This is a genomic window from Neisseria weixii (genome assembly GCF_042658245.1).
GTDB lineage: Bacteria > Pseudomonadota > Gammaproteobacteria > Burkholderiales > Neisseriaceae > Neisseria > Neisseria weixii.
Window position 1 is genome coordinate 1 of sequence record NZ_JBHSPY010000003.1, and the last position, 17,077, is coordinate 17,077.

General features: G+C 48.8%; 14 protein-coding genes, 2 tRNA genes and 1 pseudogene. 3 read left to right on the forward strand and 14 right to left on the reverse strand.

Features of this window, described 5'->3' with window-relative positions; genetic code table 11:
* The 14 genes and pseudogenes from ACFPVS_RS02795 to dapA all read right to left on the reverse strand — a co-directional run.
* A pseudogene (locus ACFPVS_RS02795) lies at positions 1 to 219 on the reverse strand (helix-turn-helix domain-containing protein); the annotation flags it as partial.
* Between the two features lie 21 nt (positions 220 to 240).
* Positions 241 to 331: transfer RNA gene (locus ACFPVS_RS02800), tRNA-Ser, on the reverse strand.
* A 28-nt stretch (positions 332 to 359) separates the two neighbouring features.
* Positions 360 to 450, reverse strand: a tRNA-Ser gene (locus ACFPVS_RS02805).
* Between the two features lie 81 nt (positions 451 to 531).
* The gene (yaaA, locus tag ACFPVS_RS02810; protein ID WP_096295517.1) at positions 532 to 1,311 is read right to left on the reverse strand and encodes a peroxide stress protein YaaA; all 780 of its coding nucleotides are present in this window, start codon (positions 1,309 to 1,311) and stop codon (positions 532 to 534) included.
* 148 nt (positions 1,312 to 1,459) lie between these two features.
* Positions 1,460 to 2,644 (reverse strand): succinyldiaminopimelate transaminase, encoded by a 1,185-nt coding sequence (gene dapC, locus ACFPVS_RS02815; RefSeq protein ID WP_096295516.1) that lies wholly within the window; start codon positions 2,642 to 2,644, stop codon positions 1,460 to 1,462.
* 176 nt (positions 2,645 to 2,820) lie between these two features.
* Positions 2,821 to 3,990: an NAD(P)H-dependent flavin oxidoreductase gene (locus ACFPVS_RS02820; RefSeq protein ID WP_096295515.1), complete on the reverse strand. Its 1,170-nt coding sequence runs from the start codon at positions 3,988 to 3,990 to the stop codon at positions 2,821 to 2,823.
* A 328-nt stretch (positions 3,991 to 4,318) separates the two neighbouring features.
* Entirely contained in the window at positions 4,319 to 5,152 is an 834-nt protein-coding gene (locus tag ACFPVS_RS02825) for a symmetrical bis(5'-nucleosyl)-tetraphosphatase (protein ID WP_096295514.1), read from the reverse strand.
* A gap of 452 nt (positions 5,153 to 5,604) precedes the next feature.
* Complete coding sequence (locus ACFPVS_RS02830) at positions 5,605 to 5,994, reverse strand: RidA family protein (RefSeq protein ID WP_096295512.1); 390 nt, start codon at positions 5,992 to 5,994, stop codon at positions 5,605 to 5,607.
* A 325-nt stretch (positions 5,995 to 6,319) separates the two neighbouring features.
* Positions 6,320 to 7,540 carry a radical SAM family heme chaperone HemW gene (gene hemW, locus ACFPVS_RS02835; protein ID WP_378595377.1) on the reverse strand — a complete coding sequence of 407 codons (1,221 nt, stop codon included), beginning with the start codon at positions 7,538 to 7,540 and terminating at the stop codon, positions 6,320 to 6,322.
* Positions 7,541 to 7,759: 219 nt separating this feature from the next.
* A complete protein-coding gene (locus tag ACFPVS_RS02840; RefSeq protein WP_378595378.1) occupies positions 7,760 to 9,067 on the reverse strand; it encodes a phosphoethanolamine transferase in 1,308 nt (435 codons plus the stop codon).
* 385 nt (positions 9,068 to 9,452) lie between these two features.
* Positions 9,453 to 10,049: an RdgB/HAM1 family non-canonical purine NTP pyrophosphatase gene (gene rdgB / locus ACFPVS_RS02845; protein WP_096295511.1), complete on the reverse strand. Its 597-nt coding sequence runs from the start codon at positions 10,047 to 10,049 to the stop codon at positions 9,453 to 9,455.
* Positions 10,042 to 10,287, reverse strand: a complete 246-nt coding sequence (locus tag ACFPVS_RS02850) for an NGO_0222 family membrane protein (RefSeq protein WP_096295510.1) — start codon at positions 10,285 to 10,287, stop codon at positions 10,042 to 10,044. Before ACFPVS_RS02850 ends, rdgB begins: the two co-directional genes overlap by 8 nt.
* 261 nt (positions 10,288 to 10,548) lie before the next feature.
* Complete coding sequence (gene bamC / locus ACFPVS_RS02855; protein ID WP_096295509.1) at positions 10,549 to 11,691, reverse strand: outer membrane protein assembly factor BamC; 1,143 nt, start codon at positions 11,689 to 11,691, stop codon at positions 10,549 to 10,551.
* 18 nt (positions 11,692 to 11,709) lie between these two features.
* The gene (gene dapA, locus ACFPVS_RS02860) at positions 11,710 to 12,585 is read right to left on the reverse strand and encodes a 4-hydroxy-tetrahydrodipicolinate synthase (protein WP_373753009.1); all 876 of its coding nucleotides are present in this window, start codon (positions 12,583 to 12,585) and stop codon (positions 11,710 to 11,712) included.
* A 497-nt stretch (positions 12,586 to 13,082) separates the two neighbouring features.
* On the opposite strand from dapA, the gene ACFPVS_RS02865 reads away from it, so the two are divergent.
* The 3 genes from ACFPVS_RS02865 (at position 13,083) to nrdD (ending at position 17,027) form a co-directional block, all read left to right on the forward strand.
* Positions 13,083 to 14,474, forward strand: a complete 1,392-nt coding sequence (locus ACFPVS_RS02865) for a nucleobase:cation symporter-2 family protein (protein ID WP_096295508.1) — start codon at positions 13,083 to 13,085, stop codon at positions 14,472 to 14,474.
* Positions 14,475 to 14,675: 201 nt separating this feature from the next.
* On the forward strand, positions 14,676 to 15,206 hold the full coding sequence (gene nrdG, locus ACFPVS_RS02870) for an anaerobic ribonucleoside-triphosphate reductase activating protein (protein WP_096295507.1): 531 nt from the start codon (positions 14,676 to 14,678) through the stop codon (positions 15,204 to 15,206).
* Between the two features lie 39 nt (positions 15,207 to 15,245).
* The gene (nrdD, locus tag ACFPVS_RS02875; RefSeq protein ID WP_096295506.1) at positions 15,246 to 17,027 is read left to right on the forward strand and encodes an anaerobic ribonucleoside-triphosphate reductase; all 1,782 of its coding nucleotides are present in this window, start codon (positions 15,246 to 15,248) and stop codon (positions 17,025 to 17,027) included.
* Positions 17,028 to 17,077: the final 50 nt, after the last annotated feature.

Below are 17,077 nucleotides of genomic sequence, written 5' to 3' on the forward strand. Positions count from 1 at the left end.
CCATCGGTTGATGCCGTCCCCTCCATGAAGAACATAACGGGTTGCCCGTTTGCGTACGGCAGCATGGCCTAAGCAAAAAACTTTGGCTGTATGTTTTCCACCATGCCCCTGTAAATAGTAGTTTACTACTTGCAACTTGAATCCGTTTGAATACTTTGCCATAAAAAACTGCACCTCAATAAGTTGGGGATGGTGTCCAACTTTTGGGGTGCAGTTCACAATAAGCAGCTTTTTCTGATTTGGCGGAAGCGGTGAGATTCGAACTCACGGAGAGCTATCAACCCTCGACGGTTTTCAAGACCGTTGCATTAAACCACTCTGCCACGCTTCCTTAAATAAAAAAATAAAATTCAAGAAAATGGCGGAAGCGGTGAGATTCGAACTCACGGAGGGCTATCAACCCTCGACGGTTTTCAAGACCGTTGCATTAAACCGCTCTGCCACGCTTCCGTTTTCTTGAAGACAGTATAGTAATGAAAACTTGCCTGTTTGCCAAGCAAAATTTACGTATACAGGCTTAGTTTTTTGTTTTTACTTGGTTTGTTCTTTGCGTAAAAATACCCACTCCTTATCATTTGAAGCGGCGGCGTTGAATTCGTAGCCTTCGTAATCAAAATTTTGCAAATCTTGCGGATCGGTAATGCCGTGTTCGGCTGCATAGCGAACCATCAAACCGCGGGCGCGCTTGGCGTAGAAGCTGATGATTTTGTATTGGCCGTTTTTCTCGTCTTTAAACACAGGCGTAATCAACTTGGCTTTGAGTTTTTTGGTGTTGATTGATTTGAAATACTCTTGCGAAGCCAAGTTAATCAATACCTCGCTGCCGTTGGCGGCAAGGGTTTCATTCAGCAAACCGGTGATGCGGTCACCCCAAAATTCATACAGATTTTTACCGCGCGAATTGGCAAACGCCGTGCCCATTTCCAAGCGGTAAGGTTGCATTAAATCCAGCGGACGCAGCAAGCCGTAAAGGCCGGACAGCAGGCGCACGTGTTGTTGCAGGTATTGAATTTGTTTGGCGTTTAGCGATTCGGCAGCAATGCCTTCGTACACATCGCCGTTAAACATATACACCGCCTGCTTGGCGTTTTCCGGAGTAAACGGTGTGTGCCATGTAGCATTGCGCTCGGCGTTGAGCAGGGCGATTTTGTCGGAAACGTGCATCAGTTGGGCGATTTGCTGCGGCGCAAGCCGGCGTAATTCATGCATCAGGATTTCTGATTCTTTCAGCAAATCCGGCTGGGTAAATTCTTGAATGGGGGCGGAATCTTTTTCGTTGAGATTTTTCGCCGGAGATAAGACAAAAAACATGGTCGCCTCGTATCTTTATCAAAAATGAATGGGTCGATTTTAGTTTCAAACGCTGGGCAGGGCAAGAATCGGGGCGGTTGAAATGCTTAATTACACATGATAAAAGGCCGTCTGAAATTTTTCAGACGGCCTATGCATCACACCATAATCAACGATACAGTGACACGATGGTTTCTGCCGCTTTGACGCAGGTTTCCACACCGGCAACCAAAGCAATGCGTACATAGCCTTCGCCCGGGTTACCTTGCTCGGTATCGCGCGCCAAGAACCGGCCGGGTAAAACCTGAATCGCTGCTTCAGTCCACAAGCGCTTGGCAAAGGCCAAATCGTCGCCATCCGGCACTTTCAGCCAGATGTAAAACGATGCGTCAGGAAAATCGACCTCAAATACTTCGCGTAAAATCGGAATCACTTTGTCGAATTTTTCCTGATACAGCCGGCGGTTGTCGATGACGTGGGATTCATCGTTCCATGCCGCAATGCTGGCGCGCTGCACCGGAATACTCATCGCGCTGCCGTGGTAGGTGCGGTAAAGCAGGAAATCTTTCAGTAAAGCGGCGTCGCCCGCCACAAAGCCTGAACGCAAGCCAGGCACGTTGGAGCGCTTAGACAAGCTGGTAAACATCATTAATTTATCAAAGCTGCGCCCCAATTGCGCTGCGGCCTGCAAACCGCCGATGGGCTTTTTGCCGTCGAAATAAATTTCCGAATAGCATTCGTCGGAAGCAATCACGAAGCCGTATTTGTCTTGCAGGGCGAACAATTCCTGCCATTCTTCCAGTTGCAAGACGCTGCCGCTCGGGTTGTTCGGCGAGCAAACCAAAACCATTTTGGTGCGTTGCCACAGGCTGTCTGAAATGCTTGGCCAATCAGGATTAAATGATGGTGCAGGACAGTTGGCAAAATGAATTTCGCCGCCTGCGAGAATGGTACCGCCTTCGTAGATTTGGTAAAACGGATTCGGGCTGATGACAACAGGTTTGCTGTCGGCAACCGGATCCAAAACGGTTTGAATGAAAGAGAACAACGCTTCGCGGCTGCCCAATACCGGCAGGATTTCGGTAGCCGGGTCAACTTTTAAGCCATCATAGCGGCGCGCCAACCAATCGGCACAAGCTTGGTGTAATTCCGGTAAACCGGCGGTCAGCGGGTATTTTTCCAATTCGCTTAACGAAGCCGTGAGCGCATCGGTAATCACTTTGGGCGTGGCGTGTTTCGGTTCGCCGATGTGTAGCGGTACGGTTGGCAAGCCTTCGGGCGCTTCCAAGCCTTGCATGGCTTCGCGTAAACGGGCAAACGGGTAGGGTTTGAGTTGGGATAATAATGAATTCATGATGGTTCCGAGCCTGAAATTTAACCGCTATGTTAACATTTTTCTGATTTATTTTGTTAACAATCTGTGCAGGCTGTGACGGGTGAAGGCCGTCTGAAAAGTTTCAAGATATAGATAAATCACTGCACATCAAAAAGCCGTCTGAAATTCTATCGTTTTCAGACGGCCTCTGCGTTTTATTTTGCGGCAACCGGCATAGCGCCGTTTAACAAATAGTGAATGGTTTCTTGTACCGTGCGCATGGCATTGCCGAATGGCAGCGGGTCTTTGCCGCGGAAAAACAAGCCTTTATCGACCTCTCCACGGAAAGCGGCGGAAAGTTGGATGTCGATACAGAATTGGCCGGCTTTATCCAAACCATCACGCAAACCACAGCTGGTCAGGCAGTTTAAGCCTTGGGTGCAGCGGCGCGGGTCGGCTTTGGCCACAGATTGCAATTTGGCTTCGCGCTTGATGTAATTATCAAGGAATTTGGTGCGCACGCCGCGGGCCGGCAAACCGGCGACCGACATAAATTCAACCACTTGCTCGGTGTCGGCACCGGCCAAGGTTTTCTTGAAATTGATGTGGGCATCGCCTTCTTGGGTGACTGCAAACGCGGTGCCGATCTGAACGGCATTGGCGCCCCATGTTTTCAGCGCGGTAGTGACTTTTTCAAAATTCGCCATACCGCCGGCCAACACCAAAGGGATTTTTTCGCTTTCCAAGCCCAGATTTTTAAAGACTTCCAAAGTTTCTTCGATCACGCGCTTAAACTCGAATTTTTCATCGTTGACACCGGTTACGGTGGCTGCTCCTAAGTGCCCGGCGGCGTGAGCCGGGTGCTCGATTACGATGGCATCGGGCAAGATACCTTTCTTCATCCAGCGTTTCAACACGATATTAATGCCGCGCGATTCCGATAAAATCGGGAATAAAGCCACGTCTTTGTGGAAGCCCTCAGTCATTTCCGGTAGATCCAAAGGCAGACCGGCGCCCATCACAATTGCATCGGCACCCGATTCGCAAGCTTGGCGCACATAAGCGGCATGGTCTTTCACGGCTTTCATCACGTTCACCGCAATCATGCCGTTGCCTTCGGCGCCGCTTTTGGCTTTTTGGATTTCACGGTCAAGCGCAATGCGGTTGAGCTTGGTGTATTTTTCTTCGGTTGAGTTGATTTTCGATTGTTCCAGCAAATCTTCGTGCAGATGGCGCAAATCCACGCTGGCGATGGTGCCGATGCCGTTTTCTCGGGCGACGGCGCTGGATAGTTTAGACGCAGAAATACCCACGCCCATGCCGCCTTGAACGATGGGAATCAATGACTTGCCGCGGATAACCAATGGATCGAAAGAGTGTGACATGCTAATGGCCTCAGGTAGGGTGTTGGAGTGAGTACTGCAATGAGTGTGTCAGTGTATTTTTAATTTTAGGCATTATACTCTAAAAAAATCATAAATTAGAGTAATTCTATAGTTTTTTCAAAAGGTAACACAAAAATGTGAACCGGGTATGCTATATCGCAATAATAAAATCAAAAAAATTAATTGTTTATATAATTATTTAATATCGTAAAGATGCTGATGAAGATAAGAGAAACGGTAAATTTGATGGGAAAGTAGAAAACGTTTGATTTTGTATGGGCACAATAAAGGCCGTCTGAACTTAAATTTTTCAGACGGCCTTTTGATTTCAATCTTTTTTCAAAGTACGCCAATCCAAGCCGTTGATGGCGGCAACTTGGGTTACGGCTTCAGTACAGAGGTTGATGGCGGTGAGTTTGCCGCCCCACAATGCGCCGGTATCTAGCGAGATGATGCCGTTGGTGTTCATGTAACCGAGTGACGACCAATGGCCGAATACGATTTTATGGCTCAGGTTTTGGCGGTTGGGCACGCGGAACCACGGGCGCAGGTAAATCGGCATTTTGTCGAGCGTGGCTTTGAAATCGAAATCGAGTTCGTTTTGATAGGTGAGTGCCCGCATTCGGCTGAACACGTTGACGATAAAGCGCAGACGGCTGTAACCGCTTAAATTTTCATCCCACGCAATTGGGGTGTTGCCATACATTTTGGCGAAGAATTTTTCGTATTTCCGGCCTTGTAGTTCGGCTTCAGCTTCCCGCGCCAAATCTTCGGCTTGGTCGACAGACCATTGCGGCAGGATGCCGGCATGCACCATCACGTGGCTGTCGTTGCGGATCATCAAGGGTTGATGGCGCAGCCATTCGAGCATTTTCCGGCTGTCGGGATGATTGAGAATCGGGGTAATGGTGTCGCTGCGCTTGGTGGTGCCGTACCCGTAGCCAACAGCGAGCAGGTGGAAATCATGGTTGCCGAGTATGATCTGAACGCTGTCGGGATGCTGCATGGCAAATTGCAGCGATTCCAAGGATTTAGGGCCGCGGTTGACAATGTCGCCGGTGAGCCACAGGGTATCGGTGCCGTGGTTGAAGCCGATCTTTTCCAGCAAAACCGAAAGCTCGTCATAACAGCCTTGGATGTCGCCGATTGCATAATGCGCCATGTTGATTCTGATTCCTGATGGGGGGATTTCAGACGGCCTGAGATGTAGAAAATCGACGGGTTGTTTACACTTTTTATGCAAAACTTTTTTTATTTTTCACAGAATGATGGTTTTAAGATTTTTGAGTGTGATCCCGGCATTCTGGGCAACGCTCAAAAATCTCAAAATGGGCCGTCTGGCAAAAAAGCAAAAGTATGAACAACGCTAGGGTTTTCTAACTGCGGACTTGGCAACATCTCCATTTTTGGGCACATTTCTTCGTTATACGCGACCCGAAAGATCAGCTATCTTTATGATATATATTTGCTTTCTTCGCTGCTATAACTTTGAATTGCACTCGAATCTGATGCTTTGCAAAGCTCTCGGCCTGTTAAGATTAAGAGAATAGGCCGTCTGAAAATAATGATAACTTCAGGCCGTTTCAGACGGCCTTTATTTTTTAAACAAAAGGTTTACGCGTTTAACACCAATACCGCCTCCGCTTCGACCTGTACGCCTTTAGGCAGGCTGGCGATGCCGACGGCGGCACGGGCCGGGAACGGCTCAGGGATAAATTCGGCCATCACTTCGTTGAAAATGGCGAAATTGCCCAAGTCGGTCAGATAGGCGTTAACTTTAACGATGTCGCTCAACGAGCCGCCGGCTGCTTCGGCTACGGCTTGCAGGTTTTTAAACACTTGCACTGCTTCGGCACGGAAATCGCCGCCGCCGACCACTTGCATGGTGGCCGGGTCAAGCGGGATTTGGCCGCTCATATAAACAGTGTCGCCCGCGCGCACGGCCTGGCTGTAAGCGCCGATGGCGGCCGGGGCGTTGTCGGTGTGAATGATGATTTTCGCCATGATGTTTCTCCTGAAAAAAAAGCAGTTGGAATAGGCCGTTATGATACAAAATTTTGCGTGGCTTAGGAAGTTGGGCGGCAGGGTTGAGTGCGTTTCAGGCGGTATGTTTTCAATCAAGGCCGTCTGAAAAAGTTTGAGGATGAATTTCAGACGGCCTGAAATCTTTGCAAAATCCCTATCTTTGGCGCATCTATTCGTTATGCGCTGCTCGAAAGCTTGCCTGTCTTGATGATGTGTCCGCGCTTTCTGTGCCGCTCTGACTCTGAACGGCACTCAAATCTGGGGTTTGCAAATGTTCCAGCTTTCATTCTGTTTTATCAATCATTTATAAAAAACATTGCAATAAATCGTTTAAAAGCAGGCGGCCTTGTGCAGTCGGTTTAAACACGGTCGGGTCAGACTCCAGCAAACCTTTGCGGCGCGCGGTTTCGATTTGCGGCATGATTTGGGCAGTTGAAATACCGGTGCGCTGTTGCAGCATGGCGGCAGGCACGCCGTCGGTCAGGCGCAGGGTGTTCATCATGAATTCAAACGCCAAATCATCGCGCCGGATGGTTTGGCGCTCGATGCCGCCGGCCGGTTCGCTTTGCATGGCGGCAAGGTAATCATTGGGATGACGACGACGAGTGGTACGCTTGATGCGGTCGGCGTAGGAAATTTTGCCGTGTGCGCCTGCACCGATGCCGATGTAGTCGCCGAACTGCCAATAATTGAGATTATGGCGGCACTGCATACCGGCGCGGGCGAAAGCGGAAGTTTCGTAGTGGAGAAAACCGGCTTCTTGCAACTCGGCATGCACGGCGTCTTCGATGTCTAAAGCGTTTTCATCGCTCGGCAAACCCGGCGGCGGTGTATGGCCGAAAGCGGTGTTCGGCTCCATGGTGAGATGATACGCGCTGATGTGGCCTGCGCCGGTGGTGATGGCGGTGCGGACATCGTATAAGGCCGTCTGAACGGTTTGGTTTGGCAGGGCATACATCAAGTCGATATTGACTTTTTCAAATAAATTCAGGGCAGTATCGATGGCAGCTAAGGCTTCGCGGCTGTTGTGTATGCGCCCCAAGCAGTTTAACATGTCGTCATTGAAGCTTTGCACACCAATAGAAAGACGCGTAATGCCGGCTTCTTTAAAGCCTTGAAATTTTTCGATTTCAAACGTGCCGGGATTGGCTTCGAGCGTAATTTCGGCATTGGGCTGCAAGCGTACCAGAGCGCGTACGCCGCTGAGCAGCCTGTCGATGGCTTGTGCGCTGAACAGGCTCGGTGTGCCGCCGCCGAAGAAAATGGTTTCGACCGGCCGCCCCCAAATATTGGGCAATTCGGTTTGCAAGTCGGCCAGCAAGGCATCAACGTAAGCATCTTCGGGCAAACCGCTTGGGGCAGTTTGAGTGGGTGTGATGGTGGCAAGCGGTTGATAACGCGAAATATTGTGTGAATTGAAATCGCAATACGGGCATTTTTTGATGCACCACGGAATGTGGATATAAAGCGACAAAGGCGGCAGGGCGGTGAGCGGTGTGGCGTGGGGAAGGGTAATCGGGGTCATGGTTTGGGTGTGGGTAAGGCTGTCTGAAAACAGTTATTTCAAAATGGATTTGGCTTAAGCGTTAGGATGAAAAAGTTTCAGGCTGCCTGATGGAGAATTTTTGAATTATAACAGCTGCGATATTTTTAGTTAGGAAACTTGTTAATCGTACATTTAAAATACTTTGATTATTTATCAATATGCCGTCTGAAAGTGATTTCAGACGGCATATTGATATGATTATGGCATTAAAACCGGATCATCTTCCAAGCTTTCATAAGGAACAATTTTTTCCCAATCGAAAACCTTGATTCCTTCACTTGCCTGCACTTCTGAAAAGAACTTATAAGGTAATTTCAGCTTAGTTTCATCAATGCCCAGCCATTCGGCAAAACCATAAATAAAATGGAATCCGCTTCGTTCGGCCTGTTGGCGGATTTGCCCTTTATCATTGCTGGAAATACGTACAAATGGAACATGATATGCCTGTTTGTGCTTCGGTGAGTTAATAAGGGTTACGTCAGCCGAATCTTTATTGACGTGTGCCAAGCCATGGTCAGATAAGTAAATCAAAGAATAACTGCCGTAAGGTTTCAGTTCTTGCACGATATTTTCGATTAATGTATCCGTTTGTTTCAGTGTTTCTAAATAGCAGGCCATTTTTTGATTTTTAAATTTCTCAGAAACAGGTTGTATCAACCGTTTGCAGAAATCAGGGTGCGAGCCGTTGATGTGGAAAACATATAAAGCCGGTTCTTGTGATTGTTTACGCTTGGATAAAACTTCTTTTAATCCATCCAGTACAACCGTGTCGTTGAATGTGCCAATTCCTTCTCTTGGTGCATTCGGTTCATAGAATTTTGAGAACTTAGCTTGAATCCCGACGCGAGAAGCCGCCGTATCCGCATCATGTCCTGTTGGTTGGGTAGATAACCAATGGGTTGTAAATCCTGCTGCATTGGCTAAGGAAATAATATTATTGGGATATACAGCTTGGTTTTCATTCATTAAGTGCAGCATACGTGTTAATGATAACTGGGTATTGGGGGAGGGGGAGATAAATTTATCCAGTATCAAACCCGCATGTTGGTTTAAATAAGGACTGGTGTTAATTGGAAATTGATAGAACGGTAAATAATCGGAACGAACACTTTCGCCGATTATCAAGACATAGTTTCGATAATGAGGTGTGACTTTCTTAATTTCCCAAGCCGGTTTTTCTGCAAGAAAAGACTTAGCTAGATTTTTCTCTTCTTGATATTGTTGTAATACCTGCCATGCTTTGACATAAAAATGAATATTTGAAACTAAGGTATTATTCAGATTGAACGGTTGGTTGCGTTTTAAGGTTGCTGTTGTTGGTTTATGTAAGATCAAAAGTGAGAAAATAGTAAATAAAATTAGTGTTCTATAACTTCTAGGCCAGTATAATTTGCTTGCTTGCTTGCTTGCTTGCTTGCTTGCTTGCTTGCTTGCTTGCTTGCTTGCTTGCTTGCGGTGAATAATACACCTACGCCGCTCACCAATACGATTACTGCTGCCAGCCAACTCTGCCAGGGTAAAGTGCTGATAAATTCAATACTTTCGTTTGAATCGGTTTCTAAGGCCGAAGCAACCAGTCCGATATTGATGCGGCCATACAATTGGCCGACAGGTGCAAACAGTGTGCAGACCAATAAATTCAAGCTGAAAATAATTTTGAAAAGTGTCCTGTTAAGTTGAAATAAGGCATACCAAAAGCAGACCATAGCTAGAAAATAACCATCTTCTAATGCATAGCCCAACCCCTATACAGAGATAAGAGAAAATAGAAAAATACTGATTAATAAAGGATACCTAGTTAAAATTGACATCATTATTCCTTTGTTTGATAAGACTTCAGAGAGAAAGGTTTGTAGGCCGTCTGAAACGTTCAGACGGCTTTTTTAGCGATTCACATCTCGGCGTGGATTTTGTCGAGCAATTCCTGCAAAGCCTGTCCGCGGTGGCTGACGGCGTTTTTGACTTCAGGTGCGAGTTCGGCGGCAGTGCAGCCGTGTTCGGGCAGAAAAAAATGCGGGTCGTAGCCGAAACCGTTGCTGCCGGCGGCTTGTTGCTGCCATTGGCCGCGCCAAATGCCTTCGGCGATAATCGGCTGCGGATCATGCTCGTGGCGTACCAAGACCAATACGCAGACGTAATAGCAGCTTTGGTCGGCTTGATCGGCTAAGTCGGCGGAAAGTTTGGCGTTGTTGGCGGTGTCCGATTTGGGGTCTGATCCGGCATAGCGGGCAGACAACACACCCGGTGCGCCACCTAAAGCATTGGCGCAAATGCCACTGTCGTCGGCCAAAGCAGGCAAACCGCTATGCTTGGCGGCATGGCGGGCTTTGGCCAGCGCGTTTTCAACGAAGGTAGAATATGGCTCCGGGCATTCGGGCGTATTGAATTGCGATTGTGGCAGGATATCGATATTTTGTTCGGCAAACAGGCGGGAAAATTCTTTGAGTTTGCCGACGTTGCCGCTGGCCAAAACGATTTTGTCAAACATGGGGTGTTCCTTGATTGTCTTGTGCCTGCATCTGCATATATTGCATCTTGGCTTTTAAACGCAGATAAAGTGCCAAGCTGGCGATTTGGCCGAAGATGGCGGCAAATGCGAATAAGAATGCGGTCACGGCAAACTGTTTGCTGCCGATGGAAAGCAGATAGCTGCCCAGCAGCACCAAGGCCATAAAAAGCAGGGTAAAAAAGACGATGCAGAGTAGGTAGGTTTTGCGTTGGTTCATGAGCCGGTTTGCTTTTGCTGCAGAATGAAATGCCGTATTATATAGCGGTATTTCATCAATTTTCGATACAAGGCAGCAAGCCGAAGACAGTACAAGTAGTACGGCAAGACGCAGTAACGCCGTAGCGAAAGTTAAGTTAATCCGCTATAGCGGATAGAGAAGGCCGTCTGAAACTATTATTTTTCAGCCGGCCTTACCCATATAAAAAACCGCTTTTGAACGTCAAAGTCAAAAGTGGTTTGATGTGTTTGGATTGCCGGATTAACGCAATTCCGAATGCAGGCGACCAATCAGAGTGGAAGCGTCGCTGCCTTTGTAGCTGCTGCCGTCTTTATTCAGCAGGCTGATGCGTGCACCGTTGTTAACCGGTTCAATGTAAACAATCAGTTCAGGTCGTTGCACTTGTTGGGTTTCGGTTTTTTTGCCTTTGCCAAACCAGCGGCTGAACATCCCCGGTTTTTGGTTATTCACAGCCTCGCTTTCGGTCGGCGCTTGTTGTACCAAGAAAGCGTGACGCTCAGCGTTTTGACCCAATACGGTCAGGCCGATGCGATCCAGTGCCAGCGCAGTACGGCGCCAGTTGCGTTCGTAGTCGCCGCTGACCAGCACGGTTTGGCCTTCTACTTTGGCCAAGTCACCGGTATTGGCGGAAGGCGCAACGCTTTGACCCAAGGCGTTTTCAGCCTGTTTTTCGTCCATGCCCAGATATTGCATGAAGCGTGCCAAGAAGGCGGCTTCTAAGTTGGGATCGTTCGGGCGAGGCTGCCACATGGTGGTGTCTTTGTTTTTGTCACCATACACTTCTTCCATACCTTTGTGGGCGAAGAAGACATCGGTAGTGCCGTTTTTGCCTTTTTCAACACGGATGATGAATTTATCGCGCTCGCTGGTTGAGTAAACACCCCCTAAGCCGACTTTTTCAAACAAGCGTCGCAAGGTATCTTGCGGGATTTTGGCGCGGTTTTCCGCCCATTCGGTTTCCATTTGGCCGATAGCCGGTTCTTCAGATTTGATGTCGAAACCGTTTTCTTGCCAGAAAGCTTTCAGTAACGGCCACAATTCAGCAGGCTGTTTGCCGTCAACTACTACCCAGCGTTGTCTGCCGTCGCGCTCTAAGCTTACTCCTTTTACCGATTGCAACACGGCTTGGTTGGCCGGTTGCTGTGTAGCTTGAGTGCGGTTACGACGGTTGTCGAGCTCGGTCGCGCGCACGGCACCATTGCCCGCAGGCAGGTTGTACAAATTGCCTTGATCCGGATTGGTCAAATCAGGCGGTACTTCCAAGTTCACGATTTTACGTGTTTGGCTTTGGTAATCCAGCTTAGGTTGTTCTTTTTTGCCGCTAGAGCAGGCGGTCAGGCTAATCAGGGCGATAGCCACGGCTATCGGTTTGAGGTAAGTCATCTCGGTTTCCTGTTGAGGTTAAATCAGTTTGGCTGCTTCCAATGCGCGGCGTACTTTGGCTTGGCCGTCTTCGGTCAGGGCGACCAAAGGCAGGCGCACATGCGCTTCGCATTTGCCCAATGCTGCGGCGGCCCATTTCGGGGCGGCAGGGCTGGGTTCGCAGAACATGGTGTTGTAGATTGGAATCAGTTGGTTATTGAGTTGACGTGCCGCCGCAATGTCGCCGGCCAATGAGGCGCGGCACATATCGGCAAATAGTTTCGGTGCAACGTTAGCTGCGACGGTAATCACCCCGTGGCCACCTGAAAGCATAAAGGCCATGCCGGTCGGGTCGTCGCCCGACAATACGGTGAAGCCTTCCGGGGCGTTGTTAATCAGCTCGATATCACGGCCGATGTCGCCGCTGGCTTCTTTCACGCCGACAATATTCGGTATTTCGGCCAAACGCAGAATGGTTTCGTTGTTCATGCTCACCACGGTACGGCCCGGTACGTTGTACACAATCATCGGAATAGAGGTGGCTTCGGCAATCGCTTTGAAATGTTGGTAGATGCCTTCTTGCGAAGGTTTGTTGTAATAAGGAACCACAGACAAGCTGTAATCGGCGCCGACTTTTTCTGCGGCTTTCGACAAAGCGATGGCTTCGACGGTGTTGTTGGCGCCGGTGCCGGCAATCACAGGCACGCGCTTGTTGACGTGTTTGACCGTGGTTTCAATCACAGCCAAATGTTCGGCAACATCTAAAGTTGCGCTCTCGCCGGTGGTGCCGACTGCGACGATGCCGTCGGTGCCGTTGTCGATGTGCCAGTCAATCAGGCTTTTCAGGTGTTCGAAATTAATGCTGCCGTCTTGATTCATCGGGGTAATCAGGGCAACCAAGCTACCTTTTAGCATAATGAAACCTTTATTTCGATAATGATGAGGTCGGTTATGTCGGCGATTGTAGCTTACTTTGTTGTTGGTGTGAAACACTGCTTAAACAGACGGTCGTGTGGTTGATTGGAGTGTTAGGGGTGTTTTAGGGAATAAGTTTATTAAAAACAGATAATTGCTTATTGTGTTTGACCTTTTTCATGTCAAGGCTAAAAAGTGTTAAATCTTCAAAACGCATTGGGGCCGTCTGAAACTAACAGGGTCTCGGCTTGTGTTCCTTATCCTATATATAGGTCAGTCTGTTTCGTGATGGCCGGAAACACCGATATTCTCTTAAACAATTAATTGCACAATATTGATATATCATAAATCAAATGGAGCCAGTTATTTAGCCAGTGTTGTGACTACATGCGGTTACGCTTTGCAGGCCGTCTGAAAAATTGCCCAAATGATTAAGATTGTATACAATTTTGCCCTTACAAAATTTATCTGTTTATTACTAACCTTAAAGGATGGGTATGGTGCACAACACGGACAAGCAGGCTCAATCGCCTGATTTGGTGTATGGTTTGGAAGACAAACCGCCTTTTATGAATGGGCTTTTGAGTGCCATTACGCACTTATTGGCGATTTTTGTGCCGATGATTACGCCTGCGCTGATTGTTGGCGGTGCGTTGAATCTGCCGGTGGAAATGACCGCTTATTTGGTGTCGATGGCGATGGTGGCTTCCGGCATCGGCACTTATTTACAGGTGAACCGCTTCGGGCCGGTTGGCTCGGGCATGTTGTCGATCCAGTCGGTAAACTTTTCGTTTGTGACCGTCATGATTGCTTTAGGCACGGGTATGAAAGAAGGTGGCATGGATGAAAACGCAATGATTTCGACGCTGTTGGGTGTGTCGTTTGTCGGTGCGTTTTTGGTGTGTTTTTCCGCGTGGTTGCTGCCTTATCTGAAGAAAGTGATTACGCCGACGGTAAGCGGCGTGGTGGTGATGTTGATTGGCTTGAGCCTGATTCACGTCGGCATTACCGATTTCGGCGGCGGCTTCGGTGCGAAGGCTGACGGAACATTCGGATCGATGGAAAATCTAGGCTTGGCATCGCTGGTGTTGTTTATCGTGTTGCTGTTCAATTGTATGAAAAACCCGCTGTTGCGCATGAGCGGCATTGCCGTGGGTTTGATTGTGGGTTATATCGTGGCGCTGTTTTTGGGCAAGGTGGACTTTTCGGCATTGCAAAACCTGCCGCTGATTACCATTCCGGTGCCGTTCAAATATGGTTTTGCTTTCGATTGGCACGCTTTTATCGTGGCCGGTGCGATTTATTTGTTGAGCGTGTTTGAGGCAGTGGGCGATTTGACGGCCACGGCGATGGTGTCAGACAAACCGATTGAAGGCCCTGAATACACCGAGCGCCTGCGCGGCGGTGTGTTGGCCGATGGTTTGGTGTCAGTGATTGCAACCGCATTGGGTTCGTTGCCGCTGACCACGTTTGCGCAAAATAACGGTGTGATTCAAATGACCGGCGTAGCTTCGCGCCATGTCGGGAAATATATTGCCGCGATTTTGATTTTGCTGGGATTGTTTCCCGTGATTGGCCGCGCGTTTACTACGATTCCGAGTCCGGTATTGGGCGGTGCGATGGTGTTGATGTTTGGTCTGATTGCGATTGCCGGTGTGCGTATTTTGGTGAGCAACGGCATCCGGCGTCGCGAAGCAGTGATTGCGGCTACTTCGGTGGGCATCGGTTTGGGCGTCGCGTTTGAGCCCGAAGTGTTTAAAACCCTGCCGGTGTTGTTTCAAAACTCGATTTCCGCTGGCGGTATCATGGCGGTAATTTTGAACTTGGTGCTGCCGGAAGATAAAACCGAAGTCACGGTTCATGTGAATACCGACAGTTTGGAACATTAATCTGAAAGCGGATCAAAGGCCGTCTGAAACCATAGTTTCAGACGGCTCTTTTTTATATTAATTTTTATATTAATTAGTTAGGATAAATCATATTTATAAAATTTTTCTATGTTAAACAGAAATCAGATTTAAACTTAAAAATACCATATTTAGTATTAATATGATTTAATCTGTACAAAATATAGTATCCAATCATTTGATATGCAAGCGCTCACGTTTACTGCCGAACACATTGTCTGGCAGGAAGTGCCGAATGAAACTTCATTGGCGTTTCTGATTGCCGGTTGCCCGCTGCGTTGCCCGGGCTGTCACAGTGCCGACAGTTGGAAAGCAGGTTTGGGTAAGGCTCTAACCGCCGAATATCTGGCAGGCCGTCTGAAACGCTATCAAGGCTTGATTAGCTGCGTGCTGTTTATGGGCGGTGAATGGCAGCCTGAAGCATTGCTGCCGCTTTTGAAGCTTGCACAATCCGCCGGATTGAAAACCTGCCTGTATACCGGTTTGGAGCGCGCGGAATGGGAAGCCGTTTCAGACGGCCTGATTGGGCATTTGGATTATTTGAAAACCGGCCGATGGGTAATGGAATTGGGCGGGCTCGACAGCCCGACGACCAATCAACGGTTCACGGATTTGCGCACAGGCGAAACGCTGAATCATTGGTTTGTCAAAGACCATCCGCAAAAAACGTTCGCCATCACACCTGCACAACCTGATTTTTTTCAAACGGCCTGACCGCTGCTGCTTATTAACCAACCTTACTAGGAGAACAACATGATTCGGCTGCATCCCGAACAGTTAAACGGCAAACTTAATTTTATGCATGACTATATTCACGCGGCCAATGCGGCCGACGGCTCGAAAATGGATGCCAATGCTAATGTTACGCAGAAAAACATCGCCACGATGGAAGCGGAATTGATGAAAGATTTTTTCGTGCAGATTAACCGCAGTCAGGTGTCGCGCAAGATTGCCGAATTGTTCGGGCAGGGGGCAGCCGATGAATACATCCGTCAAATCGAGGCGCACGAAATTTATGTGCATGACGAAACCAGCTTGAAACCATATTGCGTATCGGTGACGCTGTATCCGTTTTTGCTCGACGGTTTGACCAGGCTCGGCGGCGAATCGAAAGCCCCCAAGCACTTGGCTTCGTTTTGCGGGTCTTTCGTGAATCTGGTGTTTGCCATCAGCGCACAATTTGCCGGGGCGGTGGCGACAGTGGAATTTCTGACTTATTTCGACCATTTCGCCCGCCGCGACTTTGGCGGGGATTATTTGGAAACCCACGCCGATGAAGTGGCCAATCACCTGCAGCAGGTGGTGTACAGCATTAACCAGCCGGCGGCCGCGCGCGGTTATCAGAGTGTGTTTTGGAATATTTCGGTGTATGACCGATATTATTTTGAAGCCATGTTCGGCGATTTTGTCTTCCCTGATTTCAGCAAACCCGATTGGCACAGTGTGGCCAAGCTGCAAAACTTTTTCCTGAAATGGTTTAATCAAGAGCGTACCAAAGCCGTGTTGACGTTTCCGGTCATCACCGCCGCCATGCTCACCGGTGAAGGTAAGTGCAAAGACATGCAGTTTGCCGATGAAATGGCGCAGGAATTGGCTGAAGGCAACTCGTTTTTCGTGTATCTGTCCGACAATCCTGATTCACTGGCTTCGTGCTGCCGTTTGCGTAACGCCATCGAAGACCGCACCTTCTCCTACACCTTGGGCGCGGGCGGTGTGGCGACCGGTTCGATTAACGTCATCACCATCAATATGAACCGCTTGGAACAAGACGGACGCGATTTGGCGGCGGAAGTGGCGAAAATCCACCAATATCAATACGCCTGCCGCAAATTGATGGAAGAGTATCAAGCTGCCGGCATGTTGCCGGTGTACGACGCAGGTTTTATCACGCTGGACAAGCAGTTTCTCACCATCGGCATCAACGGCATGGCTGAAGCGGCGGAATTTCACGGCATTAAAGTCGGTTACAACGAAGAATATGTCGCGTTTGTGCAAGGCCGTCTGAAAACCATTTTCGAGGCCAACCAGGCCGCCACCAAACATTACGGCGTGAAGTTCAACACCGAATTCGTGCCGGCGGAAAACCTCGGTGTGAAAAACGCCAAATGGGATAAAGCCGACGGCTATCAAGTAAGCCGGGATTGCTACAACTCGTATTTTTATGTGGTGGAGGACGAAGAAATCAACGCGCTGGACAAATTCTTGCTGCACGGCAAAGAAATGGCCGGTTGGCTCGACGGCGGCTCAGCGCTGCATTTGAATTTGGACGAAGCCTTGCCGAAAAGCGGTTACCGTTCGCTGCTCGACATCGCCGCGCAAACCGGCTGCAACTATTTCTGCGTCAATGTGCGCATCACCATTTGCAACGAATGCGGCCACATCGACAAGCGCACCTTACATGCCTGCAGTAACTGCGGTTCGCACGATATCGATTACGGCACACGCGTCATCGGTTATCTCAAGCGTGTGTCAGCCTTCAGCAGCGGTCGGCGTAAAGAGCATGCCTTAAGACATTATCACCGCCAAGCGGCGTAAGGTTGCCTAAAAGAAAAGCCTCAGGCCGTCTGAAAGTTGTTTCAGACGGC